Source organism: Chryseobacterium sp. DT-167 (assembly GCF_058310155.1).
The window spans coordinates 19,161-38,849 of the sequence record NZ_JBZEEQ010000007.1 but is presented as its reverse complement, the minus strand read 5'-3'; the positions used below and the strand labels follow the sequence as shown (position 1 = coordinate 38,849).

The following is a 19,689-nucleotide window of genomic DNA, read 5'->3' as shown; positions in this document are numbered from 1 at the left end:
CAAATTTTAAAAAGCATTAAATCCTGTAATGTCAAGCCCTGTAATCAATAAATGAACGTCGTGCGTTCCTTCATACGTAATTACAGATTCTAAATTGGCAGCGTGTCTCATCATTGGGAATTCTCCCATAATTCCCATTCCACCAAGAATTTGACGAGATTCTCTTGCGATATCAATTGCCATTTTTACGTTGTTTCTTTTCGCCATTGAAATCTGTGCAGGAGTTGCTTTGTGGTCATTTTTCAGCATTCCTAATTGTAAGCAAAGCAATTGCGCCTTAGTGATTTCAGTTAAAAATTCAGCTAATTTTTTCTGCTGTAACTGGAATGCTCCGATTGGTTTTCCAAATTGTTTTCTTTCTTTAGAATATTGAACAGCGGTACAGTAACAATCAATAGCCGCACCAATTACACCCCATGAAATACCATATCGTGCTGAATTTAAACAAGATAAAGGACCTTTTAATCCTGTAACTCCGGGAAGCAGATTTTCTTTCGGAACTTTTACATTGTTGAAAACCAATTCTCCGGTTTTAGATGCTCTTAAACTCCATTTATTGTGGGTTTCCGGAGTTGTAAAACCCTCCATTCCTCTTTCAACGATCAATCCCTGTACTTTTCCGTCTTCATTTTTAGCCCAGATTATGGCAATATCACAAAGAGGCGAATTGGTGATCCACATTTTTGCCCCATTTAAAAGATAATGATCTCCCATATCTTTAAACTGCGATTCCATAGAACTAGGATCTGAACCGTGATTGGGCTCAGTAAGTCCAAATGAACCAATCATTTCACCGGAAGCTAACTTGGGAAGATATTTTCTTTTTTGTTCTTCAGAACCAAATTCATTAATCGGGAACATTACCAGAGAACTCTGTACAGAAGCTGCCGAACGGACCGCAGAATCACCTCTTTCCAGCTCCTGCATGATCAGACCGTAAGAAATCTGATCTAAACCAGAACCGCCATATTCTACCGGAATGTAAGGACCTAAAGCACCTATTTTCCCCAATTCTTTCATTAGTCCGGGCAAATCTGTATGATCTTGTGCAGCCTGATCAATATTTGGCATTACAAAGCTTTCTACCCAATCTCTTATTGACTGGCGGATAAGCTTGTGTTCTTCGGTAAGTAAAGCATCAATTCCGTAATAATCCGGAATGGTGGTAAGAGGATAATATGACATGAAATTTAATTTTCCTAAAAATAATACTTTTCACCATGTCTGGGAAAATTTTTTCAGAAAAAAGAAAAAAACTATTCTTTTATAAACTTATAAAGAAAAGGTGCTTTGTTGGCAGAACCATCATAAAGTTTTTCAAGTCTTTCAAGAGAATTCATACTTAGTATTTTACGCTGAAAATTATTCCTTCTGAATTTTTCACCTAAAATTGTCTCGTATAAAGACTGAAGGTCTTTCATGGTAAATTTTTCTGGCAGAAGGTTGCTGGCTGCAACTTGGGTATCAATGTTTTTGCGTAAATATTGATGACCGTCTGCAATAATTCTGTCATGATCAAATGCCATTTTAGGAAGTTTGCTAACTTCAAACCATGCACAAGTTTCATTAAATGCATCCGGAAAAGTATTAGCCAAAGAAAAATCGATTAAACTGCAATATCCAACTGTGATAAAACGCTGCAAGATCCAGTGATCTTTTGGCACATCAAGCCCTTTGTTGTTGATCAGGGTTTTGTGTACGTTGTTTTCTGTACGGTTGAGTCGTCCAAAAGTGTGAAATTGCTCAAGAAACAACCCTTTAAGATGGGTTCTTTCGTACAAAACTCTGTCAGCAGCTTCTCTAAGATCTTCATCAAGAAAGACGAAACCTCCGGGAAGTGACCACATATCAAGATCATGATACTTCAAAAGCAGTACCTTGAGGATATTATCATGAAAACCAAAAATTGTACAGTCAACGGAAATATTGGGGATGAAATGTTTTTCCTCAATAAGCTGCTTAAGTGTTTCGATGTTTTTTGAACCGTAAGTTTTCATGACCGTAAAAATAAAATTATTTTTTAATTTTTAAGATAGTCTTGCTTAAAATAAAATATGCTAAGACAAAATATAATCAAAATAGCTCCCAAAATATAAAGGGAATAGAACGTTAACAACTGATTTTCAAAGAGTATCGACATCATTACAGAGCTCACAGAACTTCCCAAAGAAGAGAATATTACAATTACCGAGGTAAATGTATTTATTTTTTGACTTTCAATCTTTGAAATCATTTTAGAATTGATAAGAGGATAGAGTGGTGAAAGAAATAAACCAATGGTCGGGAATAAATAAAGCAAGATTCCGGATTTTTCTGAGCCGAAATATTGAATGCTGAAAATAGTCCCTAAAATCAGAATAATGCAGATGAGACAGTACATAAAATATTTCATCAACGAAAACCTCCTGATAATATTTGCTGTAATGATCCTCCCGAAATACGAAAACATAGCAAGCATTGAAGACGCCTGAATAGCAAAAAAAGAATTGACCTTCAAATGATTTTTATAAAATGCGGGAAGCCAGGAATTAAAACTTTGCTCTGTAAAAACTATAAAAAAAATAACAGCAAAGAATAAAAGAGTCTGTGTGTCTTTAAATGAAATCAAATGAGATAAGATATTGGTTTTTATGCTTTTATCCGATTCGATAATAGTGATTTTTGATAACAAATAAACAGTAACCAACGATACAACTGAAATGAATATAAACCCAAATTTCCAGTATTCCGAAAATTCACTTGCGATCAGCCAGCCAAAACCTACATTGACAACAAAAATACCAATCATGAATGAAGCTTCCACATTATTCATGGTTTTCGCTAAAAATTTCTCTTCTGTAATATTATTCCTGATTATTCCATACACACAGATTTTCCCGATCGCAAAAGAGGTTCCGATGATCGCAAACCAAAGTTTGTAAAACCAGAATACTTCGACAAAAGGTAAAATAAATGAGCAAACCCCTACAATGCCCAAAGCAATGATGAGAGAGTTTTTAGTTCCCATTTTACTGATAAAATTGACGGCAAATAATGAGATAAATGCAATAGGTAAATCTTTGAATGCTTCTAAAAAACCAAGCTTATCATAGCCTATATTTTTCTGTGAAAGCTGTAGGATAACGATCCCCATACAGTTGAGCACCATTGAAAAAATAAAGAAGGTTAATCTTAGCGGAAGGGAAATATTTGTTGGCTTGATGCTCATTTTGGGAATCAGATTACGGCAATTTTAAGGAAATATTACAAGATTTAACATAAAATTTATGCCTTTCAAGCCCCAAAAATAGTGGAAATATTAAAATAATTGTGAATATGATGTTAAATATTTAAAAAAAAATATATTTTTATTGTCTCAATTTGAGAATTAAAAAAACTAACTGTATATGAATGTAAAAATATCAAGAAGTTTGGGGGCGATTGCCGTACTTTATTTTACTGCAAATTTTCAAGCCCAAAACACGACTACAGACACAATTCAAAAAGAACAGAAAATTGAAGAAGTAGTAATGATTGGTTACGGTACTCAGAAGAAGAGTAATGTGACGGGAGCAATATCGAGTATCAAAGCAAGCGATATTGAGAATATACCTGCAGGAAAACCAGAGCAGGTTTTGCAAGGTAGAGCCGCAGGTGTAAATGTTATTACCAATTCAGGGCAACCTGGATCATCTGCCACAATTCGTGTCAGAGGAATCACGAGTTATTATTCCAATAATGATCCGCTTTGGGTTGTTGATGGAATTGTTGTTGATGGTATCGGATGGCTTAATCAATCTGATATCGAAAGCATTGAAGTATTAAAAGATGGTGCTTCTTCTGCAATCTACGGAGTTTCTGCCGCGAGAGGTGTAATTTTGGTAACTACCAAAAAAGGTAAAAAAGGAAGATTAAATCTTTCTTACAACGGATCTTTTGGTACTGCAAGAGCAGCAAGAAAATTAGATTTATTAAATGCGACACAGTACGGAACTATCTTAAATGAGGCATATGTAAACGGCGGTCAAAACCCTGTTTTTCAAAATCCCCAGTCTTTAGGTGCCGGAACAGATTGGCAGGATGCCATTTTCGGTACGGGAGAAAGATCTAACCATGAAGTAAGTATCAGCGGAGGGAACGAAAAGTCAACTTTCTACGGATCATTCGGATATTTTGATCAGACCGGTATTGTAATGAGTGATATTTCGTATTACAAAAGATTAACGGGGCGTTTAAACTCAACTCATAAAGTTACAGATTGGTTAACAGTAGGTCAGACATTTGCTTATACTCACACAAAATCTCAGGGAATTAATGCGAATGGAGAATTCGGCGGACCTTTAAGTTCAGCAGTAAATTTAGATCCAACGACACCTCTTGTCGTTACAGATCCTGCTGTAGCAGGTTCAAATACATATTCTAACCCAAATGTGGTGAGAGATCCTTATGGAAACCCTTATGGAATTTCTACTTTGGTTGGGCAGGAGATGTCAAATCCATTGGCATTCAGATATACGCAATTAGGAAACAAAGGCTGGTCTGATGATTTTATTGCAAATATCTATGCAGAAGTAAAATTTTTAAATGATTTTACTTTTAAATCATCAATCAATGGAAAAAAAGCTTATTGGGGAAGTCAAAGTTTCACACCTCTTTTTTACTTAAACCCTAATTACAGCAATTTAAATTTCAACAGTTTAAGCAGAACAACACAGCAAAAACTGGAATGGAGTTTAGAAAACACGATCAACTGGCAAAAGAAATTCGGAGAGCATAATCTGAATATTTTGGCTGGTACAGGATATTACGAATATAATATCGGATTCGGACAGACTGTAACACATACCAATCTTCCAATCAGCAGTTATGAGGATGCTTCATTTAATTTCTTTATTCCTCAGGATCAAAAAAACATGAATGCTTGGGATAATATTAATACTCACAAAGCTTCATATTTCGGTAGAGTCGTTTATGATTATGCCAATAAATATTTGTTTACCGGAACAATCAGACGTGACGGTTCTTCTAAATTCGGAGCCAACAATCATTGGGGAAATTTCCCGGGTTTCTCTGTAGGGTGGAATGTTGATAAGGAAAATTTCTGGCCTCAGAATAAAATTGTCAATACATTAAAGCTTCGTGGAGGATATGCTGTATTAGGTAATGACGGTATCGGTGATTTCCTTTTTGCAAGTTTCTACGTTCCGGGTGCAAACTATACGAATGGAAGTAATGTGATTTTGCCTGGATATATTCCGAATACATTGGCAAATCCAAATTTGAAATGGGAATCAACTTCTCAGTTAAATATTGCTACAGACATTAAATTTTTAAATAACTTTAATTTAACCGTTGATTATTACAAAAAGAAAACATCAGATATTTTAAGACAAATCCAAATTCCTGGATATGTTGGGGTAACAGTTGCTCCAACGGCCAATATCGGAGATATGGAAAATGAAGGAGTTGAAGTTGAATTAGGTTACAAGAAAAACTGGTCAGATTTTGGAGTTTCAGTGAATGGTAACTTTGCTTATCTAAAAAATACAGTTACAAGCTTAGAGCAAGGAAGGAAATACATTGATGGACCGGGATTCCAGTCAATGGGACCTGTGTCAAGAATTCAGGTTGGCGAATCTTACGGTTCTTTTTACGGATATAAAAATTTAGGTATTTTCCAAAATCAGGAGCAGATTAATGCTTACAGAAATGCAAACGGTCAGTTGATTCTTCCTGATGCAAAACCTGGAGATTTTATTTGGCAAGATACTGATGGAGACGGAAAAATCAGCGATCTTGATAAAGTAAATCTTGGAAATTCTGTACCGAAATATACTTTTGGTCTTACTGTAAATCTAAATTACAAGAATTGGGACTTCATGGTTTTTGCTCAAGGACAAGCCGGAAACAAAATTTTCCAAGGTCTTAGACGTCTGGATATTTTAAATGCAAATTACCAGACTGCAATTCTTGACCGTTGGACAGGGGAAGGAACTTCTAATTCAACACCTAGACTTACAACTAATGATACCAATCACAACTACACATGGATGTCAGATTATTACTTACAGAAAGGTGATTATGTGAGAGTAAAACTGGTACAGTTAGGATATACACTTCCACAGACAATGACGGAAACTTTTGGTGTTGGTAAATTACGTTTATATGTAACAGCAGAAAACCTGTTTACATTCACCAAATATACAGGTTATGATCCTGAAATCGCTGCAGGTGACAGCTTTGGTATCGACAGAGCTTATTATCCTCAAGCTAAAACTTTCCTTTTTGGAGCAAATCTAACATTCTAATTTAGTTTAAAATGAAAAATAAATTTTACAAAATAAGCATAGCAGCAGCATTATTATTGGGAACAGGATTCGTGAATGTTGCTTGTACTACAGAAAATCTTGAAGACGTAAAAAATCTTGGTGCTTTTGATACAGATAATTTCTTCAGAAATGAGCAGGAGTGTTTCTTCGCTCTTGTAGGAGCATATGATCCGGTAAGAAAATATGCAGGAGGTTTTGAAAATATGGTAACATTTTTCAATGCAGGATCTGATGACTTTTATGCCGGAGGAGGAAGTTCTACAGATGGAGCCGGAATTCAGGGAATTTCAAATTATCAGTTGAATCCCAATACGATGCCTGCAAGTTATTGGAGAGATTATTATCAGGGAATTTCCAGAACCAATGTTTTGATTGAAAAAATTCCTCAAGCCAATATGAGCGATGCAATCAAGAATCGATTTACTGCAGAATCTAAAGCTTTAAGAGCATTATATTACTTTGAATTGGTGACAATGTTTAGAAATATTCCATTGATTCTTACTCAGATTCAGGCGACAGACGATTATTATAATATTCCTCAAGCCGCTCCAACTGCTGTTTACGCACAGATTGAAGCAGATTTACTTGCTGCAATTCCAAACTTGCCAATGACAGTTTCAGGAGATCAGAGAGGTAGATTTACACAGGGAGCTGCAAGAGCACTTCTTGGAAAGGTATATTTATATGAAAATAAAAAAACTGAAGCTGCAGCTCAATTTGCTGAAGTAAACGGAACTCCTGGAGGAACAAGCCAGTACGGATACAAATTGGTAAGTGATTTTGCAAGTCTTTGGGTAACTGACAACAAATTTACTACAGAATCTATTTTTGAAGTAATGCATACTAACAAAGGGAATTCTGATTGGGGTTTCTGGGGACAAGGTAACGACGAAGGAAACTCTACCAATATCATGGTAGCTCCAAGAGGATATACTAAAAAGACTACAGACGCACCAGATGTTGTTGCAGGTTGGGCATTTAATCCTATTACAACAGATTTATTCAACTTTATGCAGGGAGATCCAAGAATGGATGCTACAATTCTAAATTTAAAAGCTCTAAAGCAAGATAATAAAGCAGATTATTCACCAGCGTATATGGATAACGGTTATTTTCTTAACAAATTCATGCCGACAAAGGATGAAGTAACAACTTTACCTGGACCGTCAGAATTAAATTATCGTCAGAATTATATTTATCTGAGATTGGCAGATACTTATTTAATGGAAGCTGAAGCCTTAAATGGCGCAGGTTCCAGAGCTCAGGCTTTATTGGATGCCGTAAGAGCAAGAGTTGGCTTAGCATCAGTTCCGGTTAGTATGCAAGCCGTGAAAGATGAAAGAAGAAGAGAATTAGTAGGTGAAGGTCACAGATGGTTTGATTTAGTAAGATGGGGTGAAGCTCCTGCTAAATTAGGTTCAAGAGGTTTTGTAGCAGGGAAAAATGAAATTCTTCCAATACCTTATACAGAACTTACAGGAACAATTCTGAAACAAAATCCTAATTATTAATTTTAATAAAAATTAAATATGATAACTAAATATATCAATAAAAGTCTTCTATTAGGTGCGGTTATTTTTAGTTTTGCCAGCTGCACACCAGATTCTACAGATGAAGGTAATGGTCTTGGTCAGGAAAGCGTTGATGCAGGATTTACAATATCAAAAACTTCAGAAAACAGATATAGACTTAAAACCAATTCCAACAATTACATCAATACAAAATGGAATATTGATGATGAAGGATTCAACTTTGGTAAAAACCTTGAAGATCTTTTTCTACCCGATGCAGGAACGTATCTTATAGAGCATCAGGCATATGGTAAAGGTGGGATTTTGGCAGGAACTGCTTCTCAGACCGTTGTTGTTCCAACTTCTGATCCGATCTCCGGAAATATGATCAAAGGTGGAAGATTTGATACTCCTGATGAAATTTCAAAATGGACAAAACATATCATCAGTGCTTCCGGCGCAGAATGGATTTTTTCTAATGGTAAAGCAACTATCGTAACAAGCGGAGGTGCTCAACAAGCAATTTATCAGGCAGTTCAGGTAGAAGCAGGAAAGAAATATTCAATCGATATGGTGGCTTCATCGAATAGCGCATTGGTCAATACATGGTTTGAAGTGTATGTATTAAATAGTATTCCTGCTGTGGGATCTGATGTAAGCGGAACGGTTTATAGAAACATCAACACTTGGGCGGGATGTGGAAAAGCCGCTTTCAAAGGTAAAGTTTCGTCAGTAGGATGTGATGCTCCTAAAAACGGAGGTGTTTTCACTGCTACAACAACGGGAACTGTTTATCTATTCATCAAATGTGGCGGAGAAACAGTCAACGGACTAAGCATTGACAAAGTTGAATTCCGAAGAATGCAATAACTTTCACTTAAATTTTTAAAATGAAATTACAAAATTCATATAGTTTCTTGTTAAGAGGTGCTGCACTTTGCGGTGTGGCACTTCTTTCTTTTTTTAATTGCAGCAGCACGACTACAGATCCTGCCGGAAGCGAAAATCCCGTTAACGGAGGGGGAAGTGCTACCGGAGATCCTGTTGAAGTCTGGCTTACAAAAGGTGACCAGTCTGTAAAACTTCAGAAGCAAAACACTGCATATTTTTCCGGAACTTCAGCGACGGGAACGACTGTTGATATTGATGCTTCACAGGTTTTCCAGACTGTTGATGGCTTCGGATATACATTGACAGGCGGAAGCGTTCAGGTAATCAATCAACTGTCTGCAACCAAAAAACAGGAATTGTTAAATGATCTTTTCGGAGCTTCAGGAATCGCTGTTAATTATTTAAGAATCAGTATCGGTGCGTCAGATTTGAACAGTGAAGTCTTTACCTATAATGACATGCCTTCCGGACAAACAGATGCTACACTTTCACAGTTTAGTCTTACAAAAGATGCTGCATTGATTCAAATGCTCAAAGATATTTTAGTAATCAATCCGAATATTAAAATTCTGGCAACTCCTTGGACGGCTCCTGTCTGGATGAAAGACAATGGAAACAGTATCGGAGGAAGCTTAAAACCTGAATATTACGGAACTTACGCACAATATTTCGTAAAATATATTCAGGCAATGCAGGCGCAGGGAATTAAAATCGATGCAATCACTCCACAAAACGAGCCATTACATCCCGGAAATAATCCGAGTATGTATATGACAGCTGCAGATCAGGCAACTTTTATTAAAAATAATTTAGGTCCTGCTTTTCAGGCAGCGAATCTTAATACCAAAATCATTTCTTACGATCACAACTGTGATAATATCGTTTATCCTTTAAGTATTTTAAATGATGCGGCGGCAAATCCATTTGTTGACGGTTCAGCTTTTCATTTGTATGCAGGTGATATTTCGGCTTTAGGAAATGTTCATAATTTATTCCCAAATAAAAACGTTTATTTCACAGAACAATGGACGAGCTCTACAGGAAGTTTCTCCGGAGATTTGGATTGGCACGTTAAAAATGTTATTATTGGATCAATGAGAAACTGGAGCAAAACTGCATTGGAATGGAATGTGGCAAATGATGCATCATTCGGACCTCACACACCGGGTGGTTGTACCCAATGTAAAGGTGCGGTTACGATTACCGGCAGTTCGAGCTATGATAAAAATGTGGCATATTATATCATTGCCCATGCTTCAAAATTCGTTCCTGTAAATTCTCAGAGAATCGCTTCTACACAAGGCGATAACCTTTCAACGGTAGCGTTTAAAACTCCGGCGGGGAAAACAGTTTTGATCGTTCAGAACAGCAACTCTACGGATAAAGCGTTTACGATTAAATATAATCAAAAAACGGCTCCTGTAACAATTCCGGGAAGCTCAACAGCGACATATATTTTTTAAGTTAATTATGATTTAATGATCAAAAGACTTTTTGTTCTTTGTTAAGTAAAACGACTTTGTGAATTTAAAAATCAACAGAATTAATTGTAAAAAAATCTTTGTGGACTTTGCGTTAAAATTTAACTTTATTAAATGACAGAAAATAGAAAATTAAAGTAAATGAAGAGAATTTATTTCTTATTGGCAATTACAGCATTTGGGATGAATGCGTTTGGGCAAAAGACAATCGACCAGAAAGTTTCTGAGTTGTTGTCAAAAATGACGTTAGAAGAAAAAGTAGGACAACTCGTTCAGTATTCAGGTTTTGAATATGCTACAGGTCCTCAGAATTCCAATTCTGCAAATGTTTTAAACGAAATAAAACAAGGCAAAGTAGGCTCCATGCTCAATGTGGCGGGAGCGGAAGAAACCAGAAAATTTCAGGAATTAGCTTTAAAATCAAGGTTGAGAATTCCATTATTGTTTGGTCAGGACGTCATTCACGGATACAGAACAACATTTCCGGTAAACTTAGGTCAGGCTGCAAGCTGGGATTTAGGATTAATTGAAAAATCAGAAAGAATTGCCGCAACAGAAGCCTCAGCTTACGGGATTCACTGGACATTTGCACCGATGGTCGACATCGCGAGAGATCCGAGATGGGGAAGAGTGATGGAAGGTTCAGGTGAAGATACATATCTGGGAACTCAGATTGGTTTGGCAAGAATCAAGGGTTTCCAGGGAAAAGATCTGGGAAATCTTGATGCGATCATGGCTTGTGCAAAACATTTTGCAGCGTATGGAGCAGCGGTTGGCGGAAGAGATTACAACTCCGTCGATATGAGTTTAAGACAATTAAATGAAACTTATTTACCACCTTTCAAAGCGGCTGCAGAAGCGGGTGTTGCAACTTTTATGAATTCTTTTAATGACATTAACGGAATTCCGGCAACGGCCAACAAATACATTTTAAGAGATTTATTAAAAGGCAAATGGAACTATCAGGGGTTTGTAGTTTCCGACTGGGGAAGTGTCGGCGAAATGGTTCCTCACGGTTACGCCAAAGACAATAAGGAAGCAGCAGAAAAGGCAATCAATGCAGGAAGTGATATGGATATGGAAAGTCGTGCTTATATGACCGAGCTTCCAAAATTGGTACAAGAAGGAAAGGTTGATCCAAAGTTGATCGATGATGCTGCAAAAAGAATTTTAGTTAAAAAATTCGAGATGGGATTATTCGATGATCCTTACAGATTCAGCAACGAAAAAAGACAGAAAGAACAGTTGAATAATCAGGAACACAGAAAATTCGGAAGAGAATTTGGTTCGAAAAGTATTGTTTTGCTTAAAAATCAAAAGAATATTTTACCCCTTTCAAAATCCACGAAAACGGTTGCTTTGATCGGGCCTTTCGGAAAAGAAACTTCTGCTAATCATGGGTTCTGGTCGATTGCTTTTAAAGATGATAACCAAAGAATTGTAACTCAGTTTGATGGAATTAAAAATCAATTAGATAAAAACTCAACATTACTATATGCAAAAGGCGCTAACGTTGATGATCAGGACAAGTCTATGTTTGCAGAAGCGGTGGAAACGGCGAAAAAAGCAGACGTTGTGATCATGACGTTGGGTGAAGGTCACGCAATGAGCGGTGAAGCGAAAAGCAGAAGCAATATCCACTTTTCGGGCGTGCAGGAAGATTTATTGAAAGAAATTGCAAAAACAGGAAAACCTATCGTTTTAATGATCAATGCAGGAAGACCTTTGGTTTTTGATTGGGCTGCAGACAATATTCCAACGATTGTTTACACTTGGTGGCTGGGAACGGAAGCCGGAAATTCTATCGCAGATGTTCTTTTCGGAACAGTAAATCCGGGCGGAAAACTCCCAATGACTTTCCCAAGAACAGAAGGGCAAATTCCGGTGTACTACAATCATTACAACACAGGAAGACCTGCAAAAAATAATACTGACAGAAATTATGTGTCAGCATACATCGATTTAGATAATGATCCGAAATTTCCGTTTGGCTTTGGTTTAAGCTATACTCAGTTTAAATATTCTGACATGAATTTAAGTTCAACAAGTCTTAAAGGAAATCAGACCTTAAATATCAGCGTAAATATTGCCAATACCGGAAATTACGATGGGGAAGAAGTTGTGCAGTTATACATCAGAGACTTATTCGGAAAAGTGGTAAGACCTGTAAAAGAACTGAAAGGTTTCCAAAAAGTGTTCATTAAAAAAGGAGAAAGTAAAACCGTAAACTTTACATTAACTCCGGAAAATTTAAAATTCTATGATGATGCATTAAACTATGATTGGGAAGCCGGAGAATTCGACATTATGGTCGGAACTGATTCTCAAAATGTTCAGACAAAGAAAATTAATTGGAATAAATAATACCAATTTATATCAATAAGAGCGGGATAAAACCCGCTTTTGATGGTAGAAGACTAAACATTTTTTGTAAAGACTTTATTAAATTGAGTTTGTCATTCTGAAAGAATATAAATAATCTCTGTAGAGATGCTTCCAGCATGACAAACTTTGAAAACAGTAAAAATTAATTCAAAAATTTTGAAAATAAAACTTCAACATATTTCTCAATTAATTATCGGAGGAATTTTGGTTTTTTCATCGTTAAATTGTGCTTCAAATAAGCCAGATCCAAACAGAAAATTAATCTGGAATGATGAATTCAACGGCAAAGGATTACCTGATTCTACAAAGTGGAACTATGATGTGGGAGGAAACGGTTTCGGAAATGAGGAAGCTCAGTTTTATACCAAGAAAAGGTTGGAAAATGCAAGAATGGAAAAAGGAAACCTCATCATTGAAGCCAGAAAGGAAAATTGGGAAAATAATAAATATACTTCCGCAAGACTTTTAACCAAAGGGAAATTTTCTTTCCAATATGGTACGGTCGAAGTAAGGGCAAAGCTTCCAAAAGGCCGCGGAACATGGCCTGCAATCTGGATGATGAGCGAAGGTATGAAGAAATGGCCAGACGACGGTGAACTAGACATTATGGAACACGTTGGATTCAATCAAGGTTATATTCATGCATCGGTTCACACGAAAAAGTATAATCACATTATCGGAACTCAGAAAACAGATACGTTGATTGTAAAAGATGCCAGTGAAAAATTTCACGTCTATAAAGCAGATTGGACCCCGGAAAAAATTGATGTCTATATCGATGATCAAAAGTTTTTCACCTACGAAAATAAAGAAAAGAGCAATGAAGCATGGCCATTTAACCGCCCATATTATATTATTCTGAATCTTGCAATAGGAGGTTTCTGGGGCGGAAAAGAAGGAATTGATGACAGTATCTTTTCACAAAAATATTATATAGATTACGTAAGAGTGTATAAAAATAAGTAAAAAAAGAAGTCACGGATTTCCACTTTAAATAGGAATGGATAAGTTTCAAAAATAATTTGGAGGGTGAATTATTAAAAATAGAAAAGATATAATGAAGAGATTAATCGTAAGTTGCTTTGTAGTCGGGATGGCTTTCAATGCAAACGCACAAAATTATTGGAAAAAGAGCGCAGGAAAAACAGCGAAAGTTTTTCTTACCGATTCTAAAACCAATCAAAAAATGGCAGATAAAGGATCTGTAAAATTCGAGAGAATGACCCAGCCAAAGGAAACGGATGCGTGTATCTTCGTAGATCCTGATTTTAAATATCAAAAATTAATCGGAATCGGTGGTGCTATTACAGATGCTGCTGCTGAAACTTTTTATAAACTTCCCAAGAACAAGCAAAAAGAAATCATTGATGCTTATTACGGGAAAAATGGATTGGGTTACACGGTTGTTCGTACCAATATGAATTCGTGTGACTTCTCAAGCGATTCTTATACTTATGTAACTGAAAATGATCGATCATTAAAATCATTTAATGTTTCTCATGATGAAAGGTATAAAATTCCGATGATCAAAGAAGCTCAACAGGCGATCGGAAAAGATTTTACTTTCTATTTTTCGCCCTGGAGTCCACCAGCCTGGATGAAGTCAAACAAAAGTATGCTGAAAGGCGGAAGACTTGAAAATGCTTTCTACCAAACCTGGGCAGATTATTATGTGAAATTTATCAAAGAATACGAAAAAAAAGGCATTAATGTTTGGGGATTAACGATTCAGAACGAGCCAATGGCAACGCAGACTTGGGAATCCTGTATTTATACCGCAGAAGAAGAAGGGGAGTTCCTTAAAAATAATTTAGGACCAACGCTTTGGAAAAATGGCTTTAAAGATAAAAAAGTAATGATCTGGGATCACAATCGTGATTTGATTTATCAAAGAGCAACAACTACTTTAAGCGATCCGGAAACTTCAAAATATGCACACGGAATCGGCTATCATTGGTACGAAACATGGAATAATAAAACGCAGCTTTTTGATAATTTACTGGAAACTCAAAGAGCTTTTCCTGATAAGTTTTTAGCATTTACCGAAGGTTGTAAAGAGCAATTTGATATGTCTAAAATCTACGATGTAAGTTTAGGCGAACTGTACGGAAAAAATATGATCAACGATTTCAATAAAGGAACCGCTTTATGGACGGATTGGAATGTACTTCTTGACGAAACCGGGGGACCAAACCATGTGGGAAACTTCTGTTTTGCACCAATTATTGCAGATACGAAAACCGGAGAGGTTCATTATACCTATGAATATTATTATGTTGGTCATGTTTCAAAATTTATCAAACCAAATGCACAAAGAATTGGAACCTCATCCAACAGAGCCGCTTTAACCTCAACAACTTTCATGAATGAAAACGGACAATTGGTAACCGTTATTATGAACGACTCAGATAATGACATCGATACCAATCTTTGGATTGAGGGAATGTCTGCCAAGTTATCTGCACCTGCACATTCTATACAAACTGTAATTTTATAGACTTCATATTAACATTTTTATTATTAAGAATCGGCGGCACCAAAGGTGCCGCCGATTCGATTTATTTTAGAAAAATTCAAACAAAAAACCGAAGCAATTTGCTTCGGTATATTATTTAACCTAAATCTTCAGATTTTAGTTTTCAGTATCATATTTTGCGATCACTTTCTGAGTAACGCCTGAGCTGCTGAAACCTCCGTCATGGAAAAGATTCTGCATCGTTACTTTTTTAGTAAGATCAGAGAAAAGAGTAACACAGTAATCTGCACATTCAAGAGCGGTTGCATTTCCTAGCGGAGACATATCTTCCGCATAACCAAGGAATCCTCCGAAACCTTTTACTCCGCTTCCCGCTGTAGTCACTGTCGGTGACTGAGAAACTGTATTGACACGTACTTTTCTTTCACCCCAATAGTTTCCGAAAGTTCTAGCAATACTTTCAAGATAAGCTTTATTGTCAGACATATCATTATAATCAGGGAACGTTCTCTGTGCTGCAATGTATGAAAGAGCCAAGATGCTTCCCCACTCATTCATACAGTCTTTTTCCCAAGCCGTACGCATCACTTTGTGGAAAGATACTGCCGAAATATCCCAGCCTTTCTCTGTCCAGTCGTAGTTCATTTCGGTATAATGTTTCCCTTTTCTTACATTTACGGACATTCCTATAGAGTGAAGGATAAAATCTATTTTACCGAATTTTGCAATTGCAGCATCAAAAAGTTTTCCTAGATCTTCTGTAGAAGTTGCATCCGCACCGATCACTTCAGAACCTGTTTTTTCTGCTAAACCGTTCAATTCTCCCATTCTCAAAGCGATAGGAGCGTTAGACAATATAAATTCAGCGCCTTCTTCATGGCATCTCTCAGCAACTTTCCATGCGATAGATTGTTCATTAAGGGCTCCAAAAATAATTCCTTTCTTCCCTTTAAGTAAACCGTATGACATAATTTTTTAATGTTTAATATTTACAAATGTAGCAATAATTTGTGTTTAGCACATAATAAAAAACGGAGCCTTTGTAAAAAGACTCCATTTTCTTTGAATATATTTAAAAGACTGAATTTTTCTAATTCGTTTTCTTATTCCACTCTGCCTTTACATCTTCAGCAGCATCCTTCGTTTTTTCCCATGCCTCGCTTGCTCCGTCTTTGATGTCTTCCCAGGTGTCAGAAGCATTAGCTTTTACTCTGTCAAGCCATCCTTCATGCGTCGCTTCCTCATCATTATTACGCTTTTCGTTGATGTAATCTCTGGCTTTATCTGCCAGATCACTTACTTTCCACTTTGCGTCGTTGGCAGTACTTCTTAAAGAATCTTCAGTGTTGTTGACTGCTCTTTCTGCTTTGTTATAATCTTGATTGTCCATAATAATATAGTATTTAAGTGTTATATGTTATAGAATAAACAAGAACTATTCCTAAAGAAAAAAGCCCTTGTTAAAGTTTTCATAAAATTTAAATTTGAATATTTATTTTTAGCGACAGTGAATGCGAATGCTTTTTACTGTAATGTATTTGTGTATTCGTAGCAGAATAAACTTTCAGCCTGCAACCAATAAAAGTTAACTTTTATTGCAAATAGTTAGTTTAAAATAAAAAGGATCTCAAAATTTGAAATCCCAGTTGTTTATTTAATCACTCTCTCCAAAACCCATTCGATCAGTCTTTTTTCTGAGTTGTGATGATCTGCTGAGAATTCACCACGTCTTCTGTTTGCAATGACGTTGTTTACAGTAATTGCTTTATGGCCTAAAAGTTTAGAAAAAGCATAAATGGCTGAAGTTTCCATTTCAAAATTGGTAATTCCGAGATCGTTTAATGTTTCAAGAAATTTGTCGTCCAGAGCTTTCAACCGAAGTTCCCTTCCCTGCGGTGCGTAAAATCCCGGAAAAGTCGCTGTGTTACCATGATATTTAGCATCTTTGAAAACTTCACCCAATTCTTCCGACCATTCAGAGAAATAAAGCATCGGTTTGATTTTTTCGTAAGGGAATTTCTCTAAAAAGTTTTTAGAAAATTCATTCTCAAAACTGTAATCCTGGTAAAAATGCATCAGTCCGTCTAAGCCGACAACATTTTGAGTCACCAGCATATTATCAACCTGCACATCCGGATTTACGCTTCCGCAAGTTCCCATTCTGAAAAGTTCAAGAGATTTATGCTTGGCTTTAAATTCTTTTTTCTGAAGGTCAATGTTAACCAAGGCATCGAGCTCATTCATCACAATATCGATGTTTTCAGTACCGATTCCGGTTGACATTACGGAGATTCTCTCACCTCGTAACGTTCCGGTGTGGGTATAAAATTCTCTTTTATTTTTTTTGATTTCTACTTTATCAAAATATTGTGAAACTTTCGGTACACGATCGGGATCACCTACAAGAATTATTTTATCGGCAATATCTTCTGGTAAAAGGTTTAAGTGATACACGCTTCCGTCTTCATTCAGTACAAGCTCTGAAGCAGCAAGTTTATTTAGCATAATTATTTTTTGTATAGTTTGATTGATAATCTGTGATTCTCTTTTTTAAGGGATTTAAAATTAACGAATTTAAATGAAGCAAAATATAAACATTATTTAATTTTTCGTTAAAACTGTGGTAACCTTAGGATGATAGTTTTGCGAATGAAAAATTTTGCAGGATTTTATCCTTTATTTCTTCTTATTGCATTCATGGGGATTGCGGCAATGTCATTCAATCCTGTCGACAAGGGTTCAGAAACGGAGGAGACTTTTGTCAGTAAAGGTTTATTTAATTTTAAGAATCATCTTGAAAACTTAAAATCAGACGTTTATCTCTTTAAAGAAGATAAAATTACCATCGAAAAATTACAGCTTTCATTAAAGAATACCAGAAACTCATACAAAGAGATCGAGTTTTATATTGCTTATCATTATCCTGAGTTTTCTAAAACACATCTCAATGCAGCTCCTCTATTCAGAATTGAAGCTGCAGGAACTACTGCTTATACTTTACCGCCGGAGGGTTTGCAGGTGCTTGATGAATTGATTTTTTCTGATGAAGCAAGCGAACAAAAAGATAAAATTATTGACATCACAGATTTTCTATACAATAATTACAATAATTTTTATTTTAGCACCACAAAAAATGGCTTAAGCAAAGGAAGTAATAAAACTTTGGCTTTAAGAATAGAGCTCATCAGAATCTATACATTAGGATTGACAGGTTTTGACACACCCGGTTCGCTGAATATTTCTGAAGAAGCTTCTTTCGCTTTTCAGGGAATGCAAAAATATATTATTACTGATCCTTATTTTAAGAATTTCAATACTTCAAAAGCGGAAAAACTCATCACAGAAAGTACACTTTATCTTTCTCAAAATACAGATTTTGAAACTTTTGACCGTATTGAGTTTTATAAAAAATATCTGCAGCCTTTATATGAAGAATTAGGAAAATGGGACGGAAATCCGGATGATCTGAAAGAATTTTCCGGCTGGAATGTAAGCAATAAAAACTTTTTCAACAGTGACTTTCTTGATCCTTATTTTTTTACAATACTGAAAGGTTCTGAAGACAGTGAGGAATTGAGAAAATTGGGAAAAGAAATATTTTTTGACCAAAATTTAAGTGACAACGGAAAAATGAGCTGTGCGACCTGCCATCTTCCGGAAAAGGGTTTTACAGACGGTAATACTAAGTCTTTAAGTAGCGTGGAAGGAAAAACAGTTTTAAGGAATTCTCCAACTCTGTACAATGCAGTTTTTGCCAAAAGATTCTTCTACGATATGCGGGCATTCTATCTGGAGCAACAGGCAGAACACGTTATTTACAACAATGAGGAATTTAACACAAGCTACGAAAGTATTATCAAAAAGCTGAAAACAAAACCTGAATATAAAAAAGTATTCCGCAAAGCATTCAAAAATGGAAATATTGATAAGCAGAATTTTTCTAAAGCTTTAAGTTCTTATGTCGCCTCTCTGTATTCTTTCGACAGTGATTTTGACCGTTTTATGAGAAACGAAAAAGAGATTTCTGATGATGCTAAAAAAGGATTCAATCTTTTTATGGGCAAAGCCAATTGTGCAACATGTCATTTTGCACCTCATTTTTCAGGATTGGTTCCGCCATTTTTTAATGAAAATGAATCCGAAGTTTTGGGTGTCACTAAAAAACCAATAAAATTATCGCCATTAGAAATAGATTCTGATCAGGGAAGAATCAAAAGTAATGTCAAAAAGGAAAATTCGTGGATTTATGAAAACTCATTCAAAACCATGACGGTAAGAAACATTGCTTTAACGAAACCTTACTTTCACAACGGAGCTTTCAATACTCTAGAAGAAGTTTTAGATTTTTACAACGAAGGCGGAGCCGAAGGTTTAGGTTTAAAAATAAATAATCAGACTTTACCTGCCGACAAGCTGAATCTTACAGAACCGGAAATCAAACAGATTATTGCTTTTCTGAATTCTCTGACAGATATTAGTAAAGCAAAAGTGAAGTAATATTCTTCGATTTTTAAATATAAAAGCCATCCATTTGAGATGGCTTTTTGTCATTATGATACTTAGAGTTGATTTAACAATAAATTAATCCCCGTAACATTAGGTTTGAGATTAATTAATATTGGGGAAGATTTAATTAA

At 35.9% G+C, this 19,689-nt stretch carries 14 protein-coding genes; 8 read left to right on the top strand and 6 right to left on the bottom strand.

Features of this window, described 5'->3' with window-relative positions; all coding sequences use genetic code 11:
* Positions 1 to 6: 6 nt before the first annotated feature.
* The 3 genes from AC4FQ5_RS10755 to AC4FQ5_RS10745 form a co-directional block, all read right to left on the bottom strand.
* Positions 7 to 1,185 carry an acyl-CoA dehydrogenase family protein gene (locus AC4FQ5_RS10755; protein ID WP_491143159.1) on the bottom strand — a complete coding sequence of 393 codons (1,179 nt, stop codon included), beginning with the start codon at positions 1,183 to 1,185 and terminating at the stop codon, positions 7 to 9.
* A gap of 71 nt (positions 1,186 to 1,256) precedes the next feature.
* Positions 1,257 to 1,997, bottom strand: a complete 741-nt coding sequence (locus AC4FQ5_RS10750) for an NUDIX hydrolase (protein WP_491143157.1) — start codon at positions 1,995 to 1,997, stop codon at positions 1,257 to 1,259.
* Positions 1,998 to 2,020: 23 nt separating this feature from the next.
* Complete coding sequence (locus tag AC4FQ5_RS10745) at positions 2,021 to 3,208, bottom strand: MFS transporter (RefSeq protein WP_491143155.1); 1,188 nt, start codon at positions 3,206 to 3,208, stop codon at positions 2,021 to 2,023.
* A gap of 178 nt (positions 3,209 to 3,386) precedes the next feature.
* On the opposite strand from AC4FQ5_RS10745, the gene AC4FQ5_RS10740 reads away from it, so the two are divergent.
* The 7 genes from AC4FQ5_RS10740 (at position 3,387) to AC4FQ5_RS10710 (ending at position 15,073) form a co-directional block, all read left to right on the top strand.
* On the top strand, positions 3,387 to 6,287 hold the full coding sequence (locus AC4FQ5_RS10740; RefSeq protein ID WP_491143154.1) for a SusC/RagA family TonB-linked outer membrane protein: 2,901 nt from the start codon (positions 3,387 to 3,389) through the stop codon (positions 6,285 to 6,287).
* Positions 6,288 to 6,298: 11 nt separating this feature from the next.
* Complete coding sequence (locus AC4FQ5_RS10735) at positions 6,299 to 7,819, top strand: RagB/SusD family nutrient uptake outer membrane protein (RefSeq protein WP_491143152.1); 1,521 nt, start codon at positions 6,299 to 6,301, stop codon at positions 7,817 to 7,819.
* An 18-nt stretch (positions 7,820 to 7,837) separates the two neighbouring features.
* The gene (locus tag AC4FQ5_RS10730) at positions 7,838 to 8,689 is read left to right on the top strand and encodes a hypothetical protein (RefSeq protein ID WP_491143150.1); all 852 of its coding nucleotides are present in this window, start codon (positions 7,838 to 7,840) and stop codon (positions 8,687 to 8,689) included.
* A 20-nt stretch (positions 8,690 to 8,709) separates the two neighbouring features.
* Positions 8,710 to 10,173, top strand: coding sequence for a glycoside hydrolase family 30 protein (locus AC4FQ5_RS10725; protein WP_491143148.1), 1,464 nt, complete (start codon positions 8,710 to 8,712; stop codon positions 10,171 to 10,173).
* 159 nt (positions 10,174 to 10,332) lie between these two features.
* Positions 10,333 to 12,555, top strand: coding sequence for a beta-glucosidase BglX (gene bglX, locus AC4FQ5_RS10720; protein ID WP_491143146.1), 2,223 nt, complete (start codon positions 10,333 to 10,335; stop codon positions 12,553 to 12,555).
* Between the two features lie 177 nt (positions 12,556 to 12,732).
* On the top strand, positions 12,733 to 13,542 hold the full coding sequence (locus tag AC4FQ5_RS10715; RefSeq protein ID WP_491143144.1) for a glycoside hydrolase family 16 protein: 810 nt from the start codon (positions 12,733 to 12,735) through the stop codon (positions 13,540 to 13,542).
* Between the two features lie 91 nt (positions 13,543 to 13,633).
* Positions 13,634 to 15,073, top strand: a complete 1,440-nt coding sequence (locus AC4FQ5_RS10710; protein WP_491143142.1) for a glycoside hydrolase family 30 protein — start codon at positions 13,634 to 13,636, stop codon at positions 15,071 to 15,073.
* Positions 15,074 to 15,208: 135 nt separating this feature from the next.
* On the opposite strand, the gene AC4FQ5_RS10705 is transcribed toward AC4FQ5_RS10710, so the two are convergent.
* The 3 genes from AC4FQ5_RS10705 to AC4FQ5_RS10695 all read right to left on the bottom strand — a co-directional run bounded on the left by AC4FQ5_RS10705 (position 15,209) and on the right by AC4FQ5_RS10695 (position 17,557).
* The gene (locus AC4FQ5_RS10705) at positions 15,209 to 16,021 is read right to left on the bottom strand and encodes an enoyl-ACP reductase FabI (protein ID WP_300346263.1); all 813 of its coding nucleotides are present in this window, start codon (positions 16,019 to 16,021) and stop codon (positions 15,209 to 15,211) included.
* 121 nt (positions 16,022 to 16,142) lie between these two features.
* Positions 16,143 to 16,442, bottom strand: coding sequence for a hypothetical protein (locus AC4FQ5_RS10700; protein WP_491143140.1), 300 nt, complete (start codon positions 16,440 to 16,442; stop codon positions 16,143 to 16,145).
* Positions 16,443 to 16,702: 260 nt separating this feature from the next.
* Positions 16,703 to 17,557: a nucleoside phosphorylase gene (locus tag AC4FQ5_RS10695; RefSeq protein WP_491143138.1), complete on the bottom strand. Its 855-nt coding sequence runs from the start codon at positions 17,555 to 17,557 to the stop codon at positions 16,703 to 16,705.
* Positions 17,558 to 17,701: 144 nt separating this feature from the next.
* Here AC4FQ5_RS10695 and AC4FQ5_RS10690 point away from each other — a divergent pair, with 144 nt between their 5' ends.
* On the top strand, positions 17,702 to 19,549 hold the full coding sequence (locus AC4FQ5_RS10690) for a cytochrome-c peroxidase (RefSeq protein WP_491143137.1): 1,848 nt from the start codon (positions 17,702 to 17,704) through the stop codon (positions 19,547 to 19,549).
* Positions 19,550 to 19,689: the final 140 nt, after the last annotated feature.

Excerpts from the sequence above, each read along its gene's own strand:
- AC4FQ5_RS10740 (WP_491143154.1), top strand. The coding sequence starts at position 3,387 with ATGAATGTAAAAATATCAAGAAGTTTGGGGGCGATTGCCGTACTTTAT.
- AC4FQ5_RS10735 (WP_491143152.1), top strand. The coding sequence starts at position 6,299 with ATGAAAAATAAATTTTACAAAATAAGCATAGCAGCAGCATTATTATTG.
- AC4FQ5_RS10705 (WP_300346263.1), bottom strand. The coding sequence starts at position 16,021 with ATGTCATACGGTTTACTTAAAGGGAAGAAAGGAATTATTTTTGGAGCC.
- AC4FQ5_RS10700 (WP_491143140.1), bottom strand. The coding sequence starts at position 16,442 with ATGGACAATCAAGATTATAACAAAGCAGAAAGAGCAGTCAACAACACT.
- AC4FQ5_RS10755 (WP_491143159.1), bottom strand. The coding sequence starts at position 1,185 with ATGTCATATTATCCTCTTACCACCATTCCGGATTATTACGGAATTGAT.
- bglX (WP_491143146.1), top strand. The coding sequence starts at position 10,333 with ATGAAGAGAATTTATTTCTTATTGGCAATTACAGCATTTGGGATGAAT.
- AC4FQ5_RS10745 (WP_491143155.1), bottom strand. The coding sequence starts at position 3,208 with ATGAGCATCAAGCCAACAAATATTTCCCTTCCGCTAAGATTAACCTTC.
- AC4FQ5_RS10750 (WP_491143157.1), bottom strand. The coding sequence starts at position 1,997 with ATGAAAACTTACGGTTCAAAAAACATCGAAACACTTAAGCAGCTTATT.
- AC4FQ5_RS10690 (WP_491143137.1), top strand. The coding sequence starts at position 17,702 with ATGAAAAATTTTGCAGGATTTTATCCTTTATTTCTTCTTATTGCATTC.
- AC4FQ5_RS10695 (WP_491143138.1), bottom strand. The coding sequence starts at position 17,557 with ATGCTAAATAAACTTGCTGCTTCAGAGCTTGTACTGAATGAAGACGGA.
- AC4FQ5_RS10710 (WP_491143142.1), top strand. The coding sequence starts at position 13,634 with ATGAAGAGATTAATCGTAAGTTGCTTTGTAGTCGGGATGGCTTTCAAT.
- AC4FQ5_RS10730 (WP_491143150.1), top strand. The coding sequence starts at position 7,838 with ATGATAACTAAATATATCAATAAAAGTCTTCTATTAGGTGCGGTTATT.
- AC4FQ5_RS10725 (WP_491143148.1), top strand. The coding sequence starts at position 8,710 with ATGAAATTACAAAATTCATATAGTTTCTTGTTAAGAGGTGCTGCACTT.